Consider the following 23895-nt stretch of genomic DNA (forward strand, 5'->3'; position numbering starts at 1 on the left):
CACTACCAGGGACTCTTGATGACTAAATAGCAGCGTGGTCAGCGGCGAGAATATCGGATAGCAATTGCGTCGCCACCGCGAAATCCGATAGGTCCATGGCCTCATGAGGGTTGTGTGAGCCGTTTTGATTACGCACGAAAATCATGGCGGTTGGAATGCCCTGTTGCGCGAACACCGCCGCATCATGTCCTGCCCCGCTGGGCATAGTCAGTGCAGGGATGGTGCGGGCCGAAGCCATGGCGGTCAATTGGGCGATCAGCTTTGTGTCCATGAGAGCGGGTTGCGAGCCCGTCTTGGGGCCAAAGTGCACCTCGGTTGAGGTGGTTCGCGCCGTTTCCAATGCGTGATCGCGCAACAATTGATCAAACCGCTCGAGCAGGGGGATGCTAATGCTGCGTACGTCGATGCAGCAATCCAGTTCGCCGGCCACTTTGCTGAAGGCATGCTGAGCCGGGTTGGTCGATAGTTGGCCTACTGTCACGACGAGGTCCTCGCCAGCAGCCTCAAGGTCTGCCCAGGTTTTATCCAGCGCGGTCATCCATAAGGCCGCGGCACGCACGGCATCGCGCCGGTAACGCCGGTTGACTGCACCGGAATGTGCGTATTCGCCGATCCAACGCATGTCGCGATATCGAAAGCTGCCGCGGATGCCGGTAACGATGCCCACAGGTATGTCGGCTTCGACCAGAGTCGGACCTTGTTCGATGTGCAACTCGACAAAGCGATCGATTCCGGTGGGATGTAGCGCAGCACGTCCGAATGCGGCAGGGTCAATAGACAATGTGGCCAGATGTTCACGTAGCGTCTGGCGGGTATCGGCGCGTGGTAAGTCGAGCACGGAGGCGTCGACCAAACCAAAAGCGGCCTTGCTGCCCAAATAGGAGTAGGGAAACCAAGTGCTTTCCTCTGCACGAATCGCCATGACGGTAACGTCTGTTTCCGGGCGGTAGCCGGCCATATGCCAACCTGCCAACACCGCCAGTCCTGCAACCACTCCTGCCGCCCCATCGAAATTCCCGCCGGCAGGTACAGAGTCCAGATGCGAGCCTGTCAACCGCATGGGCCGATCCCGATAATGTCCTGGCAAGGTGATGTAGAGATTGCCACTGGTATCAACACGGGTTTCCAGGTCTAATTCGCGCGCCGTGTTTTGCACCAAGTCGTGGGCGCGTTGCTCTCCGGCACCGTAGGTGTCGCGGGTCATGCCCAGTCCGTCGAACGACTGTGTACGCAGGGTCTCGAAAAGGCGGGCTGCCAAATCGATATCGGGATCGGGAAGATGGTTCATGGCTTACACCAATGAGTAATCTGCGCGGGTGATTGGCGCCAGGTGGTCGGTGAGCAATCGTCCATAACCTGGGATCGCGTTGGACAAACCCAGCAGGCGCAAGCATGCCCAGAACGTGGCCTGATTGCTGGTGACGACAGGTTTGCCGAGTTCGTCTTCGATAGCGGCGATCATATCGAGTGTGGCCAAGTTGGTGCACGATAGAAAGATGGCGTCCGCATCAGTGCGATCGATGGCTCGGGCCAGCTGGAATGTAGATTGTGGCGGCACACGCCCGATATCACGCCTTTCTTCCTGTGTATGGCCTAGATCCAGGCCTTGGATCGATACCACATCAAAGCCATATTGTTCCAGGAAATCGCGCTCGCGTTGATTGACGAAATCGATATAGGGCGTACCTACTGCGATGCGTTTGGCGCCTAATGCACGTAATGCCGCTACTGCCGCGCCCGCGGTGGCGATGGCCGGGACGCCGACGCGCTCGCTCATCCCATCGCACAGTTCGTCCAATGAGCAGACAATCGAACCGGATGTGCATCCGTAGGCCACGACGTCCACTTCGGCAGTCTTTATCAGATCGGCGGCTTCAAGCACGCCTTGTGCCATGCGGTCGTAGTTCTCCTGTGTGGCAGGACCTGCGTTGATGGCACGGCCCGTGTGGATTGTGACGCCTTCGGGGGCCAGACGGTAGAACTCCGGCTCATTGATGGTGTTGGTCGATGGGACGATCAGCCCAATTTTCGCGCGCCAACCATAGGGACGGTATTGCGCGGTCGTTTTCATTAGCGTTTGAACGGGCATTATGCGGTTTCCTCGCGCGCTGCTAGGCGTTTCAAGCCGGCGGCCGCCGTGTTGAACGTATTGAACAGGGCGTTGACATCGTTGCTGAACGGCATCCAGCGGATACCGCGGGCGATCCAACGCTCGGCGGCATTCAAGTCTTGGCAACTGAAACCCCAGGGAATGCCGTGCTGGCTGCATGTGGCGATGACATGTTCGACGGCCTCTTGGTACAGCGGGTGTTGCATATCACCCGGAATGCCAAGATCCTGGGTGAGATCATCGGGGCCTATCATGATGGCGTCCAGGCCTCGCACTTGGCAGACACGGTCCAGATTATCCAACCCGACTCGCGTTTCCATCATGGCGACAGTGGCGGTGTTGGTGTTGATCTCCGCGGCCTGGGATAGGGGCGATGACAGTTTGATGTAGTCCGTGTGCGGTCCCCGCATGTTCAGAATGCGTTGTCCATCGGGATAGTATTTCGTGTAACGCAGGATCTGTTCGAGTTGCTCCGGCGTCTCGATATTGGGCAATAGCAGACCCATTGCACCGGCATCTAGCGGACGCGTGTAGTCATGAGAGTCCGACCCTGCGGGGCGTACGACGGGTACGATCCCCGCCTCGCGCGCTACTAGGCAGAGTGTCGCCACATCAGCGATCGAAAAGTCGCTGTGCTCCATTTCGATCAGCACGAAATCCAGGCCCGTCGTGGCGAGCAGTTTCATAAAGCGAGGGTGATGCACCATGGTCGCCCAGGTGCCAAATACAGGCTTGTTCTGAGTCCAAAGCTGCTTGAGTGGGTTTTGTTTCATGAGGCGGCGGTTTCCGAGGTAAAGGACATAGTGCTGAATTTGAGTGCGGCCTCGCTCATGTATTGAACACTCGCATCCCAGATGGTGTGCCCGAGGCTGGCGCTGGCATGGGTGGGATCGCCCTGTGTGCCGATGGGGGCGTAGTCGCTGATGTCGCTGAATACCGCAAAGCTGGATTTGCCTAGCGACACTTTGCCACTGCTGACAGTCTTGACGTCGGCAGTGAAGGGGCGCAGCGATTCCGTGGCCCGTGCGCGATCCATGAAAACCAGCTCCGGAAACTTGGCCAATGCGACGGAGGTCACCATCTCAGAGGCATGGCCGCTGGGCGAGCGTTTCGTCTGAAAGCTGTCGCCTGCCACATCGCGCATGATCGAGAACACATCGATCAGGCCACCCACCGCGTCGTATTTGCGACGCAGATGGCGGCAAACGCTTTCGATCGGTCCCAGTGAGCCCGCGTGGATATTGATGAAAAAGAAATGGCGAAATCCCTGGCCGGCCAAGGCATCGCACATGTCTTTTAGATAGGATTCGATCGTGTGCATTTCCACCGACAAGGTGCCGGGGTAGTCCAGAAACATGGCCGAATAATTGACGGGAACGATGGGTATTACCGCCAAGCCTGTACGCTCACCGATCTCGGTCGCAATGGATTCACAGATGCGCAATTCAGTGCCTGTAGCCAGATGGCTGCCGTATTGTTCGACGGCTCCGACAGGGATCAAGACGGTATCGCGTTCTGCCAGATAGGCTCGGATGTCATCGTAGGGATGCTGATCTGTTCGCATAATGCAGGGCCTGTTGTGTGCAAGAAAAAAGGGAGCTGTTCACTGTTGCCAAGGCTTTACCGTCCACAGCTCGCGTAACTGCTGGTCGACTGCTTTCAGACTGGCGACATATTCGTCGCGCTTGAGATAACGCAGAGGTTGAAATGAAGCCTTGGCGCGGCTGAGATAGGTTTGATCATGATTGCATTCATCCACGGCTCGGCTCAGGTCGGCGATCACCTCCGCTGGCATGCCGCGCGGTCCAGCCAACCCTCGCATCGAGCCGCCAATGACCTCATAGCCCGCGTCGTGAAACGTCGGAATGTCCGGTGCCTGCTCGGCCCGTTTGTCACCCATCACGCCTACAATGCGCCAGGGTTTACCGTTGGCAAATGTGATGGCTTCACCCAGGTTGGCCATCGTGCTGTCAACGACTTTGCCGAGCAGTGCCACACTGGCGGGAGCGGCTCCTTGGAATGGCACGGGAGAAAGTTGGATACCCGCTGCATGTTCGAGCGAGAGCGCGGAGATGTGTCCCGCGGAGCCGACTCCTTGTGTGCCAACGGTGATTTCACCGGGTTTGGCTTTGGCTGCGGCAATTAGGTCCTGGATCGAATGTATGGGACTGTCTGCATGGACGCTTATCGTGCCGGGGTCTTCAACAAGGTTGGCAATGAAGTCGAAACTCTCTAGCGTATAAGCCGTTTTGCGTTCGATAGGCAGGCTGATCACGCCAGGGGTATTGACCAGACCGATTGTGTAGCCGTCGGGCTCAGCTCGAGCCAAGGCCGTCAGGCCGATATCACCCGAAGCGCCCGGTTTGTTGAGGACGACAATGCGAGCCGAATCGAGCTTGGTTTCCATGCAGGCGGCAATCGTGCGGGCCGTTTGATCCGAACCCGCGCCAGCAGGAAAAGGCACGATGAGATTGATGGGATGAGCGGGGTAGGCCGCCGAGCAGAGTGCAGGCAAGGCAACGAGGGCGCAGCAGAGGACTTTGTTCATGGTGTGGGACTCCAAGGGGTTCAACGGTTCCATGGGGATGCTTTCCACAGGGCCTGGAATTGCTTCTGCTGTTCCTGCAGCACCCTGTTGTACTCGTCTCCGGGAATCACCCTGGTGTCCTGCTCCGCCTTGTGTGCGTCCTCGATGAACAAAGGATCGTTGGCAGCTTTTGTTATTAATGCGGCGACTTGCTGTCGGCGCTGTGCCGTGATGGCCGCCGGTGCGCCAATGCCGCGCAATGAGCCGGCTTGTAATGCGTATCCTGATTCTGCCAACGTTGGCAGCTCGGGCGCCGTGGCGGAGCGCGTCGCTTTCATGACGCCCAACGTGCGCCAGGGCGAGCCTTGGGAAAACGCCAGTGCTTCACTGAGGTTGGCGGTGGCAATATCGATGTGTTTGCTGAGCAATGCGGTGCGTACGTCGGCGGTCCCTTTGAATGGGACGTGGCGTAGCTTGATACCAGCGGCCTGTTGGAGCATGAGCATGGCGATATGCCCGGCCGAGCCTATGCCGGCTGTCCCGTATGTCAGGCCGTCCGGGCTGCGTCTGGCCTCCTCGACGAGGCCAGAAATGGAATGAATAGGCTGATCGGCATGGACGCTGAATGTCGCGGGATCATCGACCAGGTTGGCGATGAGGGCGAACGACGCGAGATCGAATTGCGCTTGCCGTTCGATGGGAATGGTCAGCACATTGGGCGTGTTGATGATGCCTAATGTGTAGCCATCGGGCTCGGATCTGGCTACGTAGCTCATCCCGATTTCGCCACCTGCGCCAGGCTTGTTCAGCACGGTCACGGGTTGACCGGATTGCCGTTCCAATGCGCGGGCAAACAGACGAGCGGTCAGGTCGGTGCCGCCCGCCGCAGTGAACGGCACTACCAGCGTGATGGGTTTAAGTGGAAAGTCCTGAGCAAACACCGGTGTGCACGCGATCACGCTATGGATCGCGAGCAGCCCGGATAAGACGCAAAAGCGGTGCATGGCCCCTCCGGATAGGAAGAAAGTGAAAGTGGACGACTTGCACTCAGGCCATGATCAGCCCGGCGAGGGCGCCGGGATCTCTGTATGAGGACCTCTTTTGAGAAAGCGGAAATACATCATGATTAAAACCCCCTTGTGATTTTTTAAGCTTTTGAATTCAAACAAAAACTTTTGCCTTGTCCGTATTCTTCGACACGTCAGGCGTGGTAGGCGCCAACGGAAATTGAACAATTTCGTCTAGCCTGGAGAAGATGGTATATATAGATTAGGTAATTGAAAAACTCTATTTTTTTGTGTGATTCACAAATATTATTTGTGCGCCTATGTTGAAAGAGCTTCGCACACTAGTGGCCGTCGCCAAGCACGGCAGTATTACGGCCGCTGCACAGCACATCGGCTTGACTCAGGCCGCTGCCAGCGCGCAGATTCAGCGCCTGGAAGAGTCCTTGCAGACATCGCTGTTTGATCGCAGAGGACGCCAAGTGAAGCTCAATGCTGCCGGTGCAGACGCCGTGGCGCGAGCGACCCAGATACTGCATCTTTATGACGAGCTGTGCGATCAGTCCCAACGCACGGCGTTGCGTGGGCATTTGCGATTAGGGGCGATTCAGAGCATGCAGCGTCAATACCTGCCTCGCATCATTCAGGCATTGGTCGGTGAGTACCCTGATGTCAGTACTCATCTGGAGCTGGGAGGCTCTATGCCGTTGTTAACCCTGGTCGATCACGGCAAGCTCGATGCTGCGATCGTGGTAAAGCCTTTCTTTGCTTTGCCGCCCGAGTTGAAATGGGTGCCTTTACTGCAGGAACCATTCAAAGTGATCTGCCCGGCGCATGTCGGGGGCGATGATTGGCGGCAGATTCTGAGAACGTTGCCCTTCATCCGGTATGACAGCGCGTCCTTTGGCGGACGGGTCGTCGATCGTTTTTTGCAGGGCCAGCGCCTGGTTCCTAAATATCAGGTGGAGTCACAGGACGTAGACGCCATCCTGGAGATGGTGGCGTCTGGGCTGGGCGCCGCACTGGTGCCGATTAAAGATGTGGGGCGTCATCAGGCATCCGTTCGCGTTCTCGATCTAGGCGAGCACCAACTGCATCGCGAGGTCGGCGTCGTGCATCCGGCCAACCAGCGGCAGGCGCAACTCGTGGCGCAATTTGTGCGAGTCACTTGCGAACAGGTGCGTGGATCTCCGTTCGTGCATCCGCTGTTGGAGTGAAGTCGACTGGCGAGATGCAGAGATTAAGTGGGCGTTGATCTAGATAATGCCCATACGCCATCTGGACGTCCATGCATGACACGCAGCGCTGTCATCTGTGCCAGCCCCAAGCCCAGACAACTGACCCGAATAATGCTGTCGCATCCACTTCCAGCGGCGCCGCGGTGCCGTATGCCCACCACCGTAGCGACGGCACCGTCCACGCGATCGGCGACGTGAGAGGAATGGCCAGCGTACTCAACGACGCTAACCACAACAGATGCACGCTGGCGTGAGCCGGGCAAGCAGGCAAGCGTGGTTACGCGTCGGTTCGGGAGGCGGGATCTCGTCGGAAAACGTGATACGAGGACGTGGATCCACTGGCGCATTTTTTTGGGGGAAGGTGCTGCCGGCGGGCAGGGGGGAGATAAAATTCCTGAGTTCTAAACAAGAATCAATCTTATAATCGGACTTTAGAAAATTCTTCCTTCTATGCGGTTTTGTGTCAATATTGACAGTTAGCTGAAAAAAGATGGCTGGGCGCGGGCTGCCCAGCGGGCTGGTGATACTGCATCAGCGCAAGACTCGCGTATCAAATATGACGATAGAACGGATTCACATCGCCGGGCGTATTGGGGCGGCTTTGCTGGGAGGCTATGTCTTCACCTGGGGTGGGATCGCCTTGGGGGTCGCCGGCCTGTTTGCGGCAGGGATGGAGTTTCACGACGCCGAGCACTTGTGCAACATCCTGGGATTCCTGGTGTTCCTGGTGGTTTTTCTATGGGCGTTTGCCGCCCGCAGCATGCCGCGCGTGTGGTTGGTGCTATTGGGTGGTGGCGGGTTGATGACGGCATCGGCTTCCTTGATTCAGCACATGCTGATCTGAACCGACGACAACTAAAAAGAGACCGGAGTCTCCTATGTTCCAGAATTTACGCCTCAGCATGGCCTGGTTGCACACCTGGTTCGGCCTCGTGCTCGGGTTTGTGTTGATGATCGTGTTTTTCTTTGGCGCCTTGTCGGTGTTTGACCGCGAGATCGATCGCTGGGCGATTCCGTCCTCGCGGTTCGAGGCGCAGCCTATGCCGTCGTTTGATCAGGTGCTCAAGCCTGTTTTCGAAACGATGCAGCCCTCGGCCGAACGGATCGATCAACTGCGCAACAAGGTCAATGGCCCTGTCCCCACGCACTTTACGACGCCGTCAGTCTGGGGCGCGTACACCACGCATCGGGATCCCGTGCTGGGGTTGTTCGTCGGCTATGAGGTACCCAACGCCAAAGAGCACGATACGCGTGTGTTTGCGTTGCGCACCATTGATCCGCGTTCCGGAGCGTCTTTGCCGGATGACAGACTCAAGATCGGCAGCGGCTTTTTCTATCCCATGCACTACAGCCTGACCTTTTATTGGAAGGATGTCGGCTATTGGATCGTAGGGTTGGCGGCGCTGATCATGTTGGCGGCTCTGGTCAGTGGCGTGATCATGCATCGCAAGCTGTTTCGCGAGTTGTTTACATTCCGGCCCAATAAAAACAAGCAGCGCAGCCTGCTGGATCTGCATAACCTCACCGGCGTGGTGGCGTTGCCGTTCCATTTTTTCTTTGCTTTTACGGGCCTGGTGATCTTTGCGGGAATTTACTTCCCCATCACGCATACGCAGCTAGAGCCTTTGCATGAGTTGCACGAGCGCCTGGATGCCGAGGAAACGGGACTGCCGCATGACCGGGCCGGTGTTGCTGCGCCGATGGCTTCTGTCGACGCGATGGTGGTCGAGGCGCAACGCCGCTGGGCAGAAAAGGGCATGGCCGGAGAGGTTGGGTTCTTGGCGATGCGGCACGTCGGTGACGCGAACGGCTATGTCAGTATCTATCGCGCCGGCACGGATCGTATCGCCTTGACCGGCGAAGGGATTCACTTCAAGGCGTCCACGGGTGAGCTACTGCGCGAGGATCCGCCGAGCAGCGCGGTCGATAGCGTCAACGAGTTTCTGACAGGTCTGCATTTGCAGCACTTCCGTCATTGGTTGCTGCGGTGGCTGTATGTGTTGGGCGGACTGATGGGGTGCGTGTGCATCGCCACGGGCTTTTTATTCTTTGTCGAAAAACGCAAACGGCAGCACGCCAAGCAGGGCAGCCAAGGGGCCCGAGTGGTGGATGCGTTGGCGGTGACCACGGTTACGGGCATGGTGGTGGCGACATTGGGGATTCTGATTGCCAATCGATTGCTGCCTGATTCCATGGGAGCAGGCTGGCCGGAACGGCAGGCGATGGAACGCTATATTTTCTGGGGCGTCTGGGCGCTCGCCATGGTGCATGCGTTCTGGCGGTCGGCGCCAGTGGCGCAGGGACGGCTGAATCCCGCTTGGCGTGAGCAGTGTCTCGCGGTCGCGGGACTGGCCGTGGTGGCGGTGTTGCTTAACTGGACCACGACGGGCGATCACTTGCTGCGCACGTTGAGCGCGGGCTACTGGCCGGTGGCGGGTGTGGATTTGTTTATGCTGGCAGGCGCAGTGGTCGCTTTGTTTGCGGCTCGCAAACTGAAGCAGCGCACGCAACGAGCGCCCGTGTTGCAGCCAGAGTCCTCGGGGCCTGCACATGCCTGATAGCTTGACGTTGTTGTTTGCCTTTGTGCTTGCCCTATCCGGCATGGGGTGGCTGGCGCTGGCGATGGAGGCGCACTGGGCGCAGGTCTATGACGAGGCTGTGTGCTCGCCTGCACTGGCGCGACGGCTCCGTTGGCTGGGTGGACTGTCTCTGCTAGGGGCTTTGCTGCTGTGCCTGGCGGTGGATCACGCGACGATGGCGGCACTGGTCTGGTTTATGACTTTGGCCGCTGCAGCGCTGGTGGTCGCCTTTACGCTGTCTTGGCGCGCACGTTGGTTGGCGATATTGCTGCCGGGAATTCGTGCCGGGCTGAACTAGACGCGAGCGCGCCCAGGGTAACCCGAGCCCGCTCGCCCACGCTATGCGTTTAGCAGCGTTGTTCGTTCAACTTGTTGATCAGGTTGTTGAAGTCCTGGGTAAAGCTCTGCACGTCCATTTGCATCGGACCCATGAGCATGCCTTGGCCGCGCTGGTAGTCTCCGCGCGCGGCGTGTGCAATTGCGTTGCGGCCGCTGCTCAGAAAGCTGTTCATTGCCATCGTCATGCTGGAGCAGCCGCCGGGCTTGGCTTCAGTCACTTTCTTGTTCCAGCCGTCCACCATTTCAGCGGTCTTGTTCAGGCTTTCCTTGAGAGCGTCCGTGGCTTTCTGCTCGCCCTTCGTTTCAAAGAAGGCATCCGAACGATTGGCGGCCTCTTTGGCGTACACGATCAGGCCGGCGCGGTAATACTCGAGAGTGTCTTTGGGAGCCTTTTCAAAGGCTGCGCGCGTGTTGATCTCATCACGCTTGGCGATCGCCTCAAAGAACGCGTTCTGGGTCTTGGCGACCTCGGTCAGCGCAGCGACAAATTCTGCTTCTTTTTCCTGGGCCTTTTTGCCGTCGTCGGCCAGGAAACCTTTTGATTCCGCGTAGTTGCTCAACTCGGCATTGATCGGCTCGAGCTTGGCCAAGGCATCTTTCAGCGGCTTTCCGGTGGCGTCGAGCTCAGGCAAGTCGCCGGGCAGGGCCAGGGCCTTGTCCAACTCTTCGCGCGTGGTCTTGATGTTGTAGGTGCTCACCACCGAATAATTGGCCAGCGGCTTTTTATTCTTGATATCGTCCGCGTAGTATTTCAAGTGATCCGCGAGATCCTTGGCAAACGAGTTGCCGTTGGCCGCGTCAATGAACGCGTTGTACTTGATGATGTCCTGTTGCTCGGCGGAAACTTGCGCAGCGTCGGCTTGTTGGGCGGCTGGCTTGTTGTCGTCATTGCAGCCGCTCAGAATCAGCGTGCCAGCAACAAAGAGCGCAGCGAACAGGGGTTTCATTTGAAAAGACATATAGACTCCAACACAGTTGCCGGCCCGACGGCAAGCTGCGTCATTGAACGTAGGGGTGGAACGAGACAACCGTCGTATTCAGATATTCGTCAGGAACATTGACGCGCCGTGACGCACAGGCGAGAGACCTGCGCAAGAGACTGATGGTGAAACATCAGACAGAGAGAGGGCAATGCCTATATTCAAGACACCGGGCCGGCCATGCGCAATCGGATGGCCTTTTTTTGCTGCGAAAAAAATTTGCATATCGACGGTCAGGCTTCACATCGCCTAAAGGCGTTTTTGTCAGCCTATGAGGCAGGCGGGAGTGTACGCCTTTAATAGGGATGGATCACCCGGATGACAACAAAAGAACTGTAAAGATACGTTTAGTTATTCGTGTGCATCAAATTGATGCATGTGCGAGGCCATGAATAAAAAATTCTGGATATCATTCGCCGCGATGCGCACGTTTGGTGCCGCGTTCCCGTTTATCAAAGGAAAAGAAGATGTTTCCCTCTCGCATATTTTCGGCTTTCTTCATGGCGGTATTCGCTCTGGCCTTGACGGCATGCTCCAGTGGCAAGCCGGAGTCGACAGTAGAAACGTTTTACGAGGCCGCCGCGAAGGGTGATGTAGAGAAAGCCACAGAGCAAATCTCGTTTTCGAGCGTTCCCGCCGCGCAGATGATGGCTGCCAAAGGAAAAGTGCAAATGATCGTGGGCGAAATGCAGGCACGCATTCAAGCGAACGACGGCTTGGACAGCGTAGAAATTCTGGAGTCAAAGATCAACGAAGAGGGCAAGCTGGCCACGGTCCGCTCCAAGGTCAAATTCAAGAACGGCAAAGAACAGACCGAAAACCATCGCCTGATCAAAGAAGACGACAGCTGGAAAATCCTGTTGAAATGAGCTCGGCTCGCGCGCGCCGGCTGGCCGTGCTGTGTCTCGGCGGCTGGCTGATATGGACACACGCCTATGCTGATGAAGTGGTGCTGCCCGACGCCGCGCAACCTGGCGATCTGATTTTTCGCGAGGGCACCGAGCCCGTCAGCGACGCAGTCATGGCGGTGGACGGCGGCCCGTTCAGCCATGTGGGGATGCTGATCGGTCAGCCGGGCAACTGGCACGTGCTGCATGCAACCCCCTCTGAGGTACCGGGCCGGCCAGACGGCGTCGTGTCCGATACCTTGGCGTTTTTCGTCGACGCCAAGCGCGCAAAACGCTATGCCATCTATCACGTGGACGCCGATGCGACGCATCGCACCCGAGCAATCCAGGACGCGCAGGCCATGTTAGGCAAACCCTTTCGCGTAGCAGATCCCGCGGGTACATACTGCACCGTATTAGTGTGGAATGCCTGGCGCCAAGCCGGCATAAATCTCGATGTGCCCTTCACCCGATTAAATCTGCCACTGCTGAACGGCGAATACCTATTGCCCAGTTCATTGCTGGCATCAAAGAAACTACATCCACTCACCCCCTCGCCCAGGGCCGAAGAGTCATCATCCGCAATGTGAGCACAACGCCAGCCAGGGGCTGCCTTGTACAGGCTGTGCCGGCCCGTTGAGTCCGCCGAGTCACCTTCATCGGGCGGGGGGCAGTCGGCTGGGCATGTTTGAGCGAAGCGAGTTTGCCCAGCCGCCCCGCCTGATGAAGGTGGCGAAGGGCAGTCTGGTCGCGCAGGCGACCAGACCGGACGATAGGGCCGGCACAGCCTGTACAAGGCAGCCCCTGGCGCTTAAGAACCATATGCTTGCTCGCAAGAGACCCAATACGCATGATGAACATGCCTTCTTACGAGAGCGGCAGCGTAAAACTCCACCAGCCAAGAACGCTCGAGAGAAGCCGCCCCTACAGCAACGACCCCTCCCGCCACGTCAATCAGGCGCCGACGGGCTTACCGTCTTCACGCCGGACAACGATGGTAGCCGAGCGTGCATCACCACCCTCTGCGCGCAACGTATTCCACACGCCGTTCGGGTGCTGAATGTTGATGAAGAACGCCGTCAGATCATCCGGATAAGCGATGCCGGTAATTTCGCAACCGGCCGGGCCCACCAGGAAGCGCTTGGATTCGCCAGTGTTCTGATCGATGTAATACATCGAGTTATTCCCAAAACCGGAGGCGCCGGAATCGGTTTGCACCCACAGGCGGCCCTGGGGATCGACGCGAATGCCGTCGGGGCTCGAGAAGGTGTCGCCATTGATGTTGCCGGTAACGTTCTCGGCTTGGCCTTCGGACTTGTCAAAGCCCGCCAGCAGCAGCAGATCCCATTGGAAGGTCGTGGCCAGCGGAGAGTCACCATTCTCCTTCCAGCGCACGATGTGACCGTGCTGGTTTTGCGTGCGGGGGTTGGCCGCGCTGGTACGTTGGCGGCGGCTGTTGTTGGTCAGCGTGCAGTAAACCGTCTTGTCGGCGCCGAGGGTGATCCACTCCGGGCGGTCCATCAACGTAGCGCCTGCCACGCGTGCAGCAGCCTTGGTGTTGATCAGCACATCGGCTTGCGTCTTGAAGTCGATCAGCGACGACTCGGGCAGCGTGCCCGGGGCAACCTGGGTGTAGTTGCCCGGGTCTACAGCGCCCACCGTCAGATTGTTCTTGCCGACCGTCAGCTCGACCCAATTACCCGAGCCGTCGTCGTTAAAGCGGGCGGCATACAACGTGCCGTCGTCGAGCAGGCCAAAGTTATTGGCGCGGTTCGACGGATCGTAAGCCTTGTTGGGGACGAATTTATAAATGCAGCCCGGTGTGCCGTCATCGCCCATGTAGAACGCGACACGGTTGTTCTCGTCCAGCATGTAGGCGGTGTTCTCGTGGTCGAAACGGCCCATGGCGGTACGTTTGACAGCGGTGGAGTTCGGGCTGTACGGATCGATCTCGACGACCCAGCCGTAGCCTTCCTCGGCTTGGGACGGGTCCCAATAGTTGTCGGTTGTTTCTTCGCAGGTCAGGTACGTGCCCCAGGGCGTCGGGCCGCTGGCGCAGTTGTTCAGAGTGCCTACCACGGTCGAACCCACCACGGCGGCGGCCGGACCGCTCACACCATAGACGGTGTTGCCGGTATAGCGCTTGTTGTAGCTGGAGTTCGTGTTGACCGACCATTTTCCGTCGTCGGTACGGGCGATCTCGATCACCGATACGCCGACGTTGGACAAGTTGGTCTGGGTTTCGTTGGTGCTCAGGTCCAGCGTTTCGCCGTCGACGTTTTCGTGATTCAGTACCAGCAGGCCGCCCTTGCTCGGGTCGATGCCTTCCAGCGGATAGAAATGCATGCCGTCGTGCTGGCCGCCGGCTTGGTTCTCGGTGACCGGGAAGGACTGCGGCACGCCGGTGTAGCCGATCGAACCGATGGCGCACTTGTCGCCCGCAGAATACAGCACGTCTACCACGTAGCCTTCCGGTACGGTGACCATGTCTGCGGTGATCAGATCGTCCAAGGGCTTGAACGTGACGGAATAATCAGGACCCGGCTCGGGCGTGGGGCCGGGCGTCTCGCCACCGCCGGTATCGCCACCGCTGTCGTCATCGTCATCGCTGCCGCTGCCACAGGCCGTCAGCGTTGCACCAAAGACGGAGATCAACGACAGGCCGATACTGTTTCTCAAGAGCGTGCGGCGGGCGGGGTTGGCCGCCACGATGTCCTCGAGCATTTGGCCCGGAACCGTGATTTCGCCGCGGGCGTCACGGCTGGGGGCACGCAGTTTGTCCGTCAAATATGACATGTAGATCCTCGTAATGTGAGTCGTTTTTCAGTAAAACGTCAGTTGGCGGACGAGAGACTACGGTGCCTGTATGACGCCGATATGGCTAAAGATAAAAAACATCGTATTTCGACATTTTTTGATCGATGCGCTGTCATAGAAGCGCCATTAAATTGCCATATAGCGGGATAAGGGTAGTCCCTTAAGGGTAATTGCTGGCCTAGCCTGGCTTGTCCTAATGCGTGTTATTACTTGTTTGTCATCTTTGCCCGGCTTGGCCGATGATGGGCACAGAGCAATGTGGCGCAGACCGCGCGGCACATCGCCAGAACCCTTTCATCCGTACATGGGTAATACATGAGCGACAAGAATTTGGCTTGCAGGGCAGGGGTCGACATCGGCGGGACATTCACCGATGTGGCGTTGGAATATCAGGGGCGGCTGTACACCGCTAAAGTGCTGACCGATTATGAGAAGCCCGAGCGCGCCATTGTGCAGGGCTTGAAGTTGGCGATAGAACAAGCAGGAATTGCGCCTGCGGCAATTCAGTCCATCGTGCATGGCACGACACTCGCGACCAATGCGCTGATCGAGCGCCGGGGCGCCAAGACGGCATTTATTACGAGCGACGGTTTTCGCGATGTCATCGAAATGCGCAACGAGGGCCGTTTCGAGCAGTATGACTTGACGATTCAATTGCCTGCGCCGCTGATACCGCGTTGCGACCGCTTTCCGCTCAAGGGGCGTCTGGATGCGTCCGGGCGTGAGTTGGTGCCGCTCGATATGGCAGGCCTGGACCGCATCATTGATGCGATTCGCGACGGGGGCTTTACCAGCGTGGCAGTGGGGTTGATGCACAGCTATCGCAATGGCGATCATGAGCGTCTGGTGCGTGACAGCCTGCGGCGCGCGTTGCCCGATGTATCGGTGTCGATTTCGTGTGAGGTCTCGCCGCAGATCCGCGAGTTCGAACGGTTCAACACGGTCTGCGCGAATGCTTATGTCAAGCCGCTGATGTCGTCGTACCTGAATCGCCTGGCCCAGGCTCTGGCGGCAGAGGGTATGGCGTGCCCGCTGTACATGATTCACTCGGGTGGCGGTTTGATGTCGTTGGCGAGTGCTGCGGAGTTTCCGGTGCGCTTGCTGGAATCCGGCCCTGCGGGCGGAGCGATCTACGCCAGCCACGTTGCCGCGAAATACGGTCTGGATCGCGTTTTGTCATTCGATATGGGCGGAACGACGGCCAAGATCTGCTTGATTGAAGACCTGCATCCCAAGACCGCGCGCACGTTCGAGGTGGCGCGCACATATCGATTCAAGAAGGGCAGCGGCATGCCGATTTCGATCCCGGTGATCGAAATGGTGGAGATCGGTGCGGGCGGTGGTTCGATCGCGCATGTCGATGATTTGAAACAAGTCAGGGTCGGCCCGGAAAGCGCGGGCTCCGAGCCTGGGCCGGCCTGCTATGGCCGAGGTGGCGAGCGTCCGACAGTGACGGATGCGGATCTGGTGCTGGCAAAGCTCGATGCCAAGCGGTTTGCGGGCGGTTCGATTACCTTGGACGAGCAGGCATCGCGTCAGGCATTGCAGACGCATATCGCGGATCCGCTGCAGAGCGTGAATGTGCAGGCTGCCTATGCGGTGGCCGAGATGGTGGACGAGAATATGTCCAACGCCGCACGCATGCACGCGGTCGAGAGCGGTCGCGATCTGAGCGAATACACGATGATCGCCTATGGCGGTGCCGCGCCGTTGCATGCGGTGCGGCTGTGCGAGAAACTCGGCATGGAACGTCTGCTCGTGCCGCCAGGCGCAGGTGTCGGGTCGGCCATTGGATTTCTGCGCGCGCCTTTCGGCTATGAATCACTGCGCAGCGCGGTCATGCGCTTGAGTCAGTTCGATGCCGGCATTGTGAACGGCATGATTGCCGAGATGAATGACGAGGTCGCGAGTTTCCTTCGGGAAACGGGACATGGCGACGATGCCATCCGCGAGTTGCGGGCGTATATGCGCTATGCCGGCCAGGGTTGGGAAATCCCGGTGGATGCGCCTACGGGGGAGTTGAACGACGCCAGTCTTGAAGTCTTGCGCGCGAATTTTGTGCGGGCCTATACTCAGCTGTTTGGCCACGAAGTGGCCGGGCTGGACGTCGAGGTAGTGAGCTGGGCGCTGTCTTTGCGCACCGAAACGGAAATGCCGGCGCGCATCGAGCCGAGCACGGGCGACCATGCGGGATCGCGCGAGCAATATCCACCGATTGATCGACGCGATGTGTTCGATGCCAAGTCCGGCGATTTCCATGATTGCGCCATCTATGACCGTGCCAGCTTGCCGCGTGCCGTGCGGCTGGATGGGCCATTGATTGTGACGGAAAAAGAGACCTCGACCTATGTCAGTCCGGACTACAGCTTGATCCTGCAGCAGGACGACAGCTTACTCATCCAACGTCAACAGAAAGAAGGGGTGTGACATGAGCACCAATATCAAAGTCCGCGAACAAATCATGTGGAATCGCCTGATCTCGGTGGTCGAGGAACAGGCTGCGACGTTGATCCGTACGGCGTTTTGCACGAGCGTGCGCGAGGCGGGCGATTTGTCGGCAGGCGTGTTCGATGCACACGGACGCATGATTGCGCAGGCCGTGACCGGTACGCCGGGGCACGTCAATTCCATGGCGGAGTCGGTTGGGCATTTCGTGGCCAAGTTCGGTGAGGATGGCCTGGTGCCGGGTGATGTGCTGGTGACGAACGACCCCTGGATGGGAACGGGACATTTGCACGATATCACCATGGTGACGCCGGTCTACCGCAAGTCCTCAGCGGAGGCGGCGCCTCGCCTGATCGGCTTTTTTGCCTCGACGGCGCACGTGGTGGATATCGGTGGGCGCGGCTTTGGTCCCGATGCGGGCGACGTGTACGAAGAAGGTATTCGCATCCCCTTGATGAAGTTCTACAAGGGCGGCGTACTGAATGAGGATCTGGTCGAGATTCTGCGCAATAACGTGCGCGAACGGGATCAGGTGGTCGGCGATTTCCATTCGCTGGTTGCTTGCAATGATACGGGGCGGCGCCGTCTTGAAGCCATGCTGGACGAGTTCGGGCTGCCTGATCTGACGGAGTTGGCGGCGTTTATTTTTGACCACAGCGAGCGCGCCACGCGCAACTACATTGCGGCGCTGCCTCAAGGTAAACACAGCTATGAGATGCGGGTCGATGGGTACGAGAGCCCGATTGATCTGCGGGTGACGGTGCAGCCGCAGGGCGGCACCATGTACGCGGATTTCGCAGGGACCTCGGGCACGAGCCGGTACGGTATCAATGTGCCTCTCACCTATACCAAGGCCTATGCGTGTTATGCGTTGAAGTGCGCCATCGCTCCTGAGATACCCAATAATTGGGCGTCGCTGCGCCCGTTTGAAATCACGGCTCCGGCGGGCTGCATTCTGAATGCACCGTTCCCTGCTCCGGTGGCGGTACGGCATGTGCTGGGGCATTTGATTCCCGACGTGGTGCTGGGAGCCTTGCAGAGCTATCGCCCGGATTTGATTCCTGCCGAGGGTGCCAGTGCACTGTGGAACCTGCAGATGCGCTTCCAGGGCGCGCGTGAACATAATCGCGAGTCGCGCCACGAGATGCTGATTTTCAATACCGGCGGCACGGGCGCTCGGCCCAACAGTGACGGGCTGAGTACCACGGCTTTCCCGAGCGGTGTGCACACCATGTCCTCGGAAGTGACGGAGAGTATTGGCCCGATCGTTGTATGGCGCAAGGAGCTGTTGCCCGATTCGGGGGGGGCAGGGCGTTGGCGTGGCGGCCTGGGGCAGCGTATCGAGATCGGTGCTCACGAGGGATATCAGTTCACGTTGAACGCGATGTTTGATCGCGTGGCTTTTCCGGCGCGAGGCCATCACGGCGGCAGCAACGGCGGAGCCGGCAAGGTCGCGCTGGACGACGGCACGGCGTTGCGTGCCAAGGGCAGTCAGCTGATTGCAGAGGGACAGCGGCTGGTGCTGGACTTGCCCGGTGGCGGCGGTTTTGGTGAGCCGGCTGAGCGGCCCGCCGAACTGGTCAAGCGCGATGTGCACTACGGCTATATCAGCGAGGCCGAGGCGCGCCGCGACTATCCACACGCGTTTGATTGATCGCAGGGCGGGACTGCCGGTGGCTGTGCCGCATCGGCAGTGTTCATTCAATATCAATACATGATGGGGAAAAAATGAATACCAATGCAATCAGCGCTGGCCGTCCCATATCGGACGGAATTTCCGATCAGGACGTGCAAGACACTGGTGGAACAGCACCGCGTAAAGTCGGCAAGAAAGAGTTGAACCGTGTCGTGCTGGCCTCGGTGGTGGGCAGCTTTGTCGAGTGGTTCGAATTTTCTGTTTATGGTTATCTGGCCGCCATCCTGGGCAAAGTGTTTTTCCCTTCCAGCGAACCGGGAATGCAGTTGATCGCCTCATTGGCGGCGTTTGCTGTCGCGTTTTTCGCACGGCCTTTTGGCGGTTTTCTGTTCGGTCCGATCGGGGATCGTTATGGCCGCAAGAACGTGCTGACGGTCACGATCCTGATGATGGCGCTGGCGACATGCGCCATTGGTTCGATCCCGTCGCACGATACGATCGGTATCGCCGCGCCTATATTGCTGGTGGTGATGCGCTTGCTGCAAGGCATTTCGGCGGGTGGCGAGGGCAGTGGCGCTGCGATTTTTGTGGCGGAGTATTGCTCTGACAAACACCGCACAGCCGTGACGAGTTGGGTCGAGGTGGGTTGCATCAGCGGCTTTGCATTTGGCGCCATCATTACGACGGTTCTGACCAGTCTGTTCACCGCGGATCAGATCAATGATTGGGCCTGGCGTGTGCCGTTCCTGTTGGCATTGCCCCTGGGTGCGATTGGCCTGTATATCCGCAATCATCTGGAGGAAACGCCGACGTTTCAAGCGGTTCGGGAAAGCAAGACCGCGCCTCCCAAAGTCAGCTGGCGCCATTTGTTTGAAACGCATAGAGGCCCGCTGCTGCAGTCTTGCGGCCTGATCATTGTCACTAATATCACCTTGTACACGGTGGTGACGTATATCCCGACGTACTTGATCAGCACCTTGACGATGGCGCCCGCCCAAGGATTCATGCTGTCGCTCGGACCGCAGATTTTCCTGATCGTGATGATCCCGGTCATGGGATGGCTGGCCGACCGCATCACGCGCAAGGCGACGATGTTGGCAGGCAGCATGGCGATCCTGGTGTTGGCGATTCCGTGCTTCAGTATGCTGTCGACGGGCGGCTATCTCGAGAAACTGGCCGCCTTGATGGTGATGAATCTGTGTCTGGCCGCCATGCTGGGATGCATCTTTGCCGCTGTGCCCGCGTTATTCGCGCCTCATGTGCGTTTCACGGGAATGGCGATCAGCTACAACGTGTCGGTGGCGTTGTTCGCAGGCACTGCCCCCATGTTGAATGCGTGGCTGATTCAGCGTACGGGAAATCCGATGATGCCGGCCTATTATTTGATGCTGGGCGCGTTGGTGGGTGTGGTGGCGCTGTTGTATAGCCGTGACCGTACCGGCGAACCCATGCATGGGGATGTGGCGCGTCCGCATTGAGCATGCAGGGGCGATGCCCCTGTCGTAGTGATAGATCGCACGGAAGACGTCGGTTTTTCTGCGGGGCTCTCAGCGCCGCGCGGTGTTCGACGCGCTGGAAACCTGGCGGCACGCCGAGGGATAGCCCGCGATGTCTTCTGTGCAAACGTATTCCAACAGCCATGCGGTGAACTGCTTGAGCAACGGCGAATGCTTGCGATCAGGTTTGATCAGCAGCGTGAAGCGAGGCATTTTTTCCGCGGGCAGTTGCTTGAGCAGATCGACGCCATAGGGCGCCACGAGCCGGCCCGCAGCGATTTCCCTGACGGCATCGGCATACGAGATGAACCCTACGCCCAGGCCTGCGAGGATAGCCTCCATCATTGCCGCGTGGGTGTGCAGCAGCATGACCCGTTGCGAGGCACGTTCCTTTACTTGTAGCAGGTCCAGCGTGTCGTCCCAGAGCGAGTTGGCCACCAATGAGGTGACCACGCTGTGTTTGAGCAAGTCCGAGGGGCTGTTCAACGGGATCCGTTCCAGCAGACCGGGCGTGGCGACCAGCACTTTCAAGTCGTCGATCAAGGGCGTTTCGATATAGTCGACGTTGCCACCGTAATCCCAGTGTATGGCCGCATCCATTCCCCGATCATCGAGCTCGATCAAGTCCACACCCACAGCCATCCGAAAATCGATGCCAGGGAACAGCGCGGTGAATTGACCTAGTCGGGGCACCAGGAACTCCGTCGCAAAATACGGGCTGACATACAGATATAACTGTTGCGCCGTGCGAGAGGTCTGCACGGCGCTGACGCCCTGAGAGAACCGATCCAGGCCGTCGCGCACGTGGTCATACAGCGTATGTGCTGCTTGGGTAGGAGTCAGGCTGCGAATATTGCGTTGGAACAGGGGCTGTTCCAAATGAGCTTCGAGTTGCTTGAGCTGTTGGCTGACGGCTTGCGGGGTAAGACACAGTTCTTCTGCGGCCTGACGTATGGAGCCCCGGCGCATGATGGCCTCGAAGATACGCAAGGTATTTAAAGGAGGAAGGCGATAACGCATGGTCGCGAATGGGACGCTTGATGGGGTGCGATACGGAATGAAAGACGTCCCGCTATCACCAGATCACGTGGAAACCCCCAATCGTAATCCTTTCTGAAGCAGGCCTTGGATCGGCAAGTATTTCTGGTTCGGGTGTCTGCGCGCGGTGATTTCCGCGCGAGGGTGTTGGGGTTTTCTGCTTGTTGCCCTCAGCAGAGGCTCAGGCATTGCAGTTGCTGACAAACACATCAATAATGAGTTGCAGAGTGCGCCGCCGGTGTTGTGGGGCGATTCTCCATGACGGGCGGTGTCCAGCGATTGGCGCGTCGTCACGTGGTGACAGAAGCGTGGGACCTTTTTTCTAGGAGGTACAGCAATGTCCAATAGCCATATCTACAAGCAGATCGAGTTGGTGGGATCGTCTACGAAGTCTTCGGACGATGCCATTACGCAGGCGATCGCTCGTGCATCGGAAACGTTGCGCAATCTGGACTGGTTCGAAGTCACCGAGGTGCGCGGCCATATCAAGGATGGCAAGGTCGCCCACTGGCAAGTGAGCCTGAAGATCGGGATGCGTCTGGAGCAAGAGCCCTGACGCCGCGTTGGCGCAGCGATCCTGATCGTTGCGCATTTTTTCACCATGCATCGTAAGTGTTTGCGGTGTAAGGACTTTCTTTGCTTGTCCGAAAACTGTTCAGTGGCTTGTCCACATTGTCCGGGGATAAACCCGGGGTGTGTGGATAGTTCAGGTTCGAGTGGGTGTGTAAAACCTTGCGAGTCCGGAAATTTTTCGCTTCGGGATGCGGTCTGTTCACCGATTGGCGCTAAAAGCCGAGTGGAAGCACCGATTGATCATTTTTTGATCGGTCATCGTAAGCCTTTGTCGCGAAAGGCGATTCTCTGCTTGTCCGAAAACTGTTCAGTGGCTTGTCCACATTACGCGGGGATAAGCTCAGGGTGTGTGGATAGTTCAGGACCCAAAGCGCATTGAGATCGATGGAAAAAGAGGTTTTTGCTGTCGTCGATGCCGTTTTTTGGACTTTCATGCATGGAATGACAGGTCCAGACGTTGATTGGGCATTTTTTAATCAGCGCTTGTAAGTCCTTGTCGTGAAAGATGATTCCCCGCTTGTCAGAAAACTGTTCAGTGGCTTGTCCACATTAGACGGGGATAAGCCGAGGGTGTGTGGATAGAAAAAGCGGGGGAAGGTGTGAGCCTTTCCCCCGCTTCTGTTGTCTGCCGCCGTGTCGTCGGCAGTGATCTGGTCTTATGCCTTGAGCTTGTTCACCCAGGCGATATAGCCATCGAGCCAGCCCTGCAGGAATTGGCGGGTGCGTTCGTTGGTGATGGTGTACTGATCGTCGATGAGCCCGGCGGTGTCTTGCAGGAACACCTCAGGAGTTGTGTACACATTGACCCCCTCTGCGGCGAGGATGTTGCGCAGGTGTTGTTGGGCCATGGCCGTGCCCGCAGCGCTGGGCGAGGTGCCGAGCAGGCCGCCGGCTTTGCCGGGCCACGAGTTTTGTCCCCAGGGACGGGAGCCCCAGTCGATCGCGTTTTTCAAGGCTGCGGGTATCGAGCGATTGTGCTCAGGGGTGACGAACAGCAGACCGTCAGCCTCGGCGATCAAGGCTTTCAGTTTGGCTGCCGGCGCGGGTAAATCCGTCTCAAGATCTTGGTTGAACAGCGGGATGTCACCCAGGCTGGCGTATTCAAACTGGACGTCTGAGGGCGCGAGTTTTTCCAGGGCGCGAGCCAGGCGCAAATTGATAGAGGCGGCCCGCAGGCTGCCCACGAAAACCGCGATCTTGGTGTTGCTCATTGCACGTGCTCCAGACGAGAGGAAAGCGCCTAGTGTAGACCTCGGTCTTTGCAGCCTCAATACGCGGACCCATATATCGATGGCGAGGAAAAGCATGTGGCACGGCGCACTGTTTTGGTGCAGTTTGCGATGATATCTATGCACGTTGGCTTGGATTGGTGCAATGCAGCAATAACGTGGGACGGTTCAGATGATCGTCCCCAGGTAGCGAGAGGCTCCTCGAATTGGCATGCCGTTTGCTAGGGTAAGTACTAAGAGGCCGGACTCGTTCGACACCGGCCCGCAAGCAGCCAGGAGTTTTCGTATGTCCGCTCATGTTCCCGCACCTGTCACTATGCTGGTGACACGCCATATTTCTCCCGAACGTTATGGGGATTTTCTGACTTGGATGCGCCAGGGTGAAATCCTGGCAGCAGGCTTTCCAGGTTTTTTGGGATCGGGGGTGTTGCAGCCTCCCGAGGGGGGCGATCAGTACCAGATCGTCTTGCGCTTTGTCGATGCTGCCAGCCTGGCTCGTTGGGAAAACTCGCTGCCGCGCCGGATGTGGCTCGAGCGCGGGGCGAGCCTGGTGCGTACGAGTCGGGTGCATCGGGTCAGCGGCATGGACACTTGGTTTGGCGCGGTGCGCACTGCGCCGCCTCGCTGGAAGCAGGCCGTCAGCATCTGGCTGGCGTATTTTCCGATGTTGCTGCTGTTCAGTTTGCTGCTGAACGAGCAATTGAGCGCCTTGCCGATATTCTGGCGCGTGTTGGTCACGACGGTTTGTATGACGCCGGTACTGTCCTTTATTTGTATTCCGGTTATTACGCGCCTATTGCGAGGGTGGCTCCACCCGTCGGCCAGAAATTAATCGTGGGACGAGGTAGTTAACCGGAGTTATCGGCTGATTCTGACATTTGGGATAAAGAACACTGACATTGAACTGAACATTAAACGAAAATTGTTTACACTTGCGTTATCTCATCGATTTCTAAGAAAGCGCGGCCACGCGGGGCGCGCTTTTTTCAACAAAGGA

21 protein-coding genes are annotated in these 23895 nt (G+C 58.1%); 11 read left to right on the forward strand and 10 right to left on the reverse strand.

All coding sequences use genetic code 11. From position 1 onward, the window contains the following. Nucleotides 1–22 precede the first annotated feature (22 nt). From ACYVIT_RS09410 to ACYVIT_RS09435, 6 genes are read right to left on the reverse strand one after another with little or no spacing between them, the layout of a single operon-like run. Nucleotides 23–1288 (reverse strand): Zn-dependent hydrolase, encoded by a 1266-nt coding sequence (locus ACYVIT_RS09410; protein WP_415807910.1) that lies wholly within the window; start codon nt 1286–1288, stop codon nt 23–25. 3 nt (nt 1289–1291) lie between these two features. Then, nucleotides 1292–2089 carry a maleate cis-trans isomerase family protein gene (locus tag ACYVIT_RS09415; protein WP_415807911.1) on the reverse strand — a complete coding sequence of 266 codons (798 nt, stop codon included), beginning with the start codon at nt 2087–2089 and terminating at the stop codon, nt 1292–1294. Further along, a complete protein-coding gene (locus ACYVIT_RS09420; RefSeq protein WP_415807912.1) occupies nt 2089–2883 on the reverse strand; it encodes an HpcH/HpaI aldolase family protein in 795 nt (264 codons plus the stop codon). The genes ACYVIT_RS09415 and ACYVIT_RS09420 overlap by 1 nt, the downstream gene beginning before the upstream one ends. After that, the gene (locus ACYVIT_RS09425) at nt 2880–3674 is read right to left on the reverse strand and encodes a creatininase family protein (RefSeq protein WP_415807913.1); all 795 of its coding nucleotides are present in this window, start codon (nt 3672–3674) and stop codon (nt 2880–2882) included. The genes ACYVIT_RS09420 and ACYVIT_RS09425 overlap by 4 nt, the downstream gene beginning before the upstream one ends. Nucleotides 3675–3713: 39 nt before the next feature. Beyond that, nucleotides 3714–4658: a tripartite tricarboxylate transporter substrate binding protein gene (locus ACYVIT_RS09430; RefSeq protein WP_415807914.1), complete on the reverse strand. Its 945-nt coding sequence runs from the start codon at nt 4656–4658 to the stop codon at nt 3714–3716. A gap of 20 nt (nt 4659–4678) precedes the next feature. Then, nucleotides 4679–5641: a tripartite tricarboxylate transporter substrate binding protein gene (locus ACYVIT_RS09435; RefSeq protein WP_415807915.1), complete on the reverse strand. Its 963-nt coding sequence runs from the start codon at nt 5639–5641 to the stop codon at nt 4679–4681. Between the two features lie 323 nt (nt 5642–5964). On the opposite strand from ACYVIT_RS09435, the gene ACYVIT_RS09440 reads away from it, so the two are divergent. The 4 genes from ACYVIT_RS09440 to ACYVIT_RS09455 all read left to right on the forward strand — a co-directional run bounded on the left by ACYVIT_RS09440 (nt 5965) and on the right by ACYVIT_RS09455 (nt 9756). Then, entirely contained in the window at nt 5965–6858 is an 894-nt protein-coding gene (locus tag ACYVIT_RS09440; protein WP_415807916.1) for a LysR family transcriptional regulator, read from the forward strand. A 577-nt stretch (nt 6859–7435) separates the two neighbouring features. Further along, nucleotides 7436–7723 (forward strand): iron uptake protein, encoded by a 288-nt coding sequence (locus tag ACYVIT_RS09445; RefSeq protein ID WP_415807929.1) that lies wholly within the window; start codon nt 7436–7438, stop codon nt 7721–7723. Between the two features lie 34 nt (nt 7724–7757). Further along, nucleotides 7758–9437, forward strand: a complete 1680-nt coding sequence (locus ACYVIT_RS09450; protein WP_415807917.1) for a PepSY-associated TM helix domain-containing protein — start codon at nt 7758–7760, stop codon at nt 9435–9437. Beyond that, nucleotides 9430–9756, forward strand: a complete 327-nt coding sequence (locus tag ACYVIT_RS09455; RefSeq protein ID WP_415807918.1) for a DUF3325 family protein — start codon at nt 9430–9432, stop codon at nt 9754–9756. The genes ACYVIT_RS09450 and ACYVIT_RS09455 overlap by 8 nt, the downstream gene beginning before the upstream one ends. A 49-nt stretch (nt 9757–9805) precedes the next feature. Here ACYVIT_RS09455 and ACYVIT_RS09460 read toward each other — a convergent pair whose 3' ends face one another. Continuing rightward, complete coding sequence (locus tag ACYVIT_RS09460; protein ID WP_415807919.1) at nt 9806–10756, reverse strand: DUF3829 domain-containing protein; 951 nt, start codon at nt 10754–10756, stop codon at nt 9806–9808. Between the two features lie 488 nt (nt 10757–11244). On the opposite strand from ACYVIT_RS09460, the gene ACYVIT_RS09465 reads away from it, so the two are divergent. Both ACYVIT_RS09465 and ACYVIT_RS09470 read left to right on the forward strand, forming a co-directional pair. Next, nucleotides 11245–11646, forward strand: coding sequence for a DUF4878 domain-containing protein (locus ACYVIT_RS09465; protein ID WP_179266627.1), 402 nt, complete (start codon nt 11245–11247; stop codon nt 11644–11646). Next, nucleotides 11643–12254 (forward strand): YiiX/YebB-like N1pC/P60 family cysteine hydrolase, encoded by a 612-nt coding sequence (locus ACYVIT_RS09470; RefSeq protein WP_415807920.1) that lies wholly within the window; start codon nt 11643–11645, stop codon nt 12252–12254. The genes ACYVIT_RS09465 and ACYVIT_RS09470 overlap by 4 nt, the downstream gene beginning before the upstream one ends. A 364-nt stretch (nt 12255–12618) precedes the next feature. On the opposite strand, the gene ACYVIT_RS09475 is transcribed toward ACYVIT_RS09470, so the two are convergent. Beyond that, nucleotides 12619–14460 carry a PhoX family protein gene (locus ACYVIT_RS09475; RefSeq protein ID WP_415807599.1) on the reverse strand — a complete coding sequence of 614 codons (1842 nt, stop codon included), beginning with the start codon at nt 14458–14460 and terminating at the stop codon, nt 12619–12621. Between the two features lie 336 nt (nt 14461–14796). On the opposite strand from ACYVIT_RS09475, the gene ACYVIT_RS09480 reads away from it, so the two are divergent. The 3 genes from ACYVIT_RS09480 (at nt 14797) to ACYVIT_RS09490 (ending at nt 20040) form a co-directional block, all read left to right on the forward strand. Further along, a complete protein-coding gene (locus ACYVIT_RS09480) occupies nt 14797–16908 on the forward strand; it encodes a hydantoinase/oxoprolinase family protein (RefSeq protein ID WP_415807598.1) in 2112 nt (703 codons plus the stop codon). A gap of 1 nt (nt 16909) precedes the next feature. Next, nucleotides 16910–18580, forward strand: coding sequence for a hydantoinase B/oxoprolinase family protein (locus ACYVIT_RS09485; protein ID WP_415807597.1), 1671 nt, complete (start codon nt 16910–16912; stop codon nt 18578–18580). Between the two features lie 74 nt (nt 18581–18654). Further along, nucleotides 18655–20040, forward strand: coding sequence for an MFS transporter (locus tag ACYVIT_RS09490; RefSeq protein ID WP_415807596.1), 1386 nt, complete (start codon nt 18655–18657; stop codon nt 20038–20040). Between the two features lie 69 nt (nt 20041–20109). Here the strand turns inward: ACYVIT_RS09490 and ACYVIT_RS09495 are convergent, their stop codons facing one another. Beyond that, entirely contained in the window at nt 20110–21078 is a 969-nt protein-coding gene (locus tag ACYVIT_RS09495) for a LysR family transcriptional regulator (protein WP_460478186.1), read from the reverse strand. A gap of 355 nt (nt 21079–21433) precedes the next feature. Here ACYVIT_RS09495 and ACYVIT_RS09500 point away from each other — a divergent pair, with 355 nt between their 5' ends. After that, on the forward strand, nt 21434–21652 hold the full coding sequence (locus ACYVIT_RS09500; RefSeq protein WP_094822407.1) for a dodecin: 219 nt from the start codon (nt 21434–21436) through the stop codon (nt 21650–21652). 673 nt (nt 21653–22325) lie between these two features. On the opposite strand, the gene ACYVIT_RS09505 is transcribed toward ACYVIT_RS09500, so the two are convergent. Continuing rightward, nucleotides 22326–22880 carry an NADPH-dependent FMN reductase gene (locus ACYVIT_RS09505; protein ID WP_415807594.1) on the reverse strand — a complete coding sequence of 185 codons (555 nt, stop codon included), beginning with the start codon at nt 22878–22880 and terminating at the stop codon, nt 22326–22328. 304 nt (nt 22881–23184) lie between these two features. Between ACYVIT_RS09505 and ACYVIT_RS09510 the strand changes: the two genes are divergently transcribed. Continuing rightward, nucleotides 23185–23730 (forward strand): antibiotic biosynthesis monooxygenase, encoded by a 546-nt coding sequence (locus tag ACYVIT_RS09510; protein WP_415807593.1) that lies wholly within the window; start codon nt 23185–23187, stop codon nt 23728–23730. The last annotated feature ends 165 nt before the right edge of the window (nt 23731–23895 follow it).

The sequence above is a fragment of the Bordetella muralis genome, from assembly GCF_054781015.1.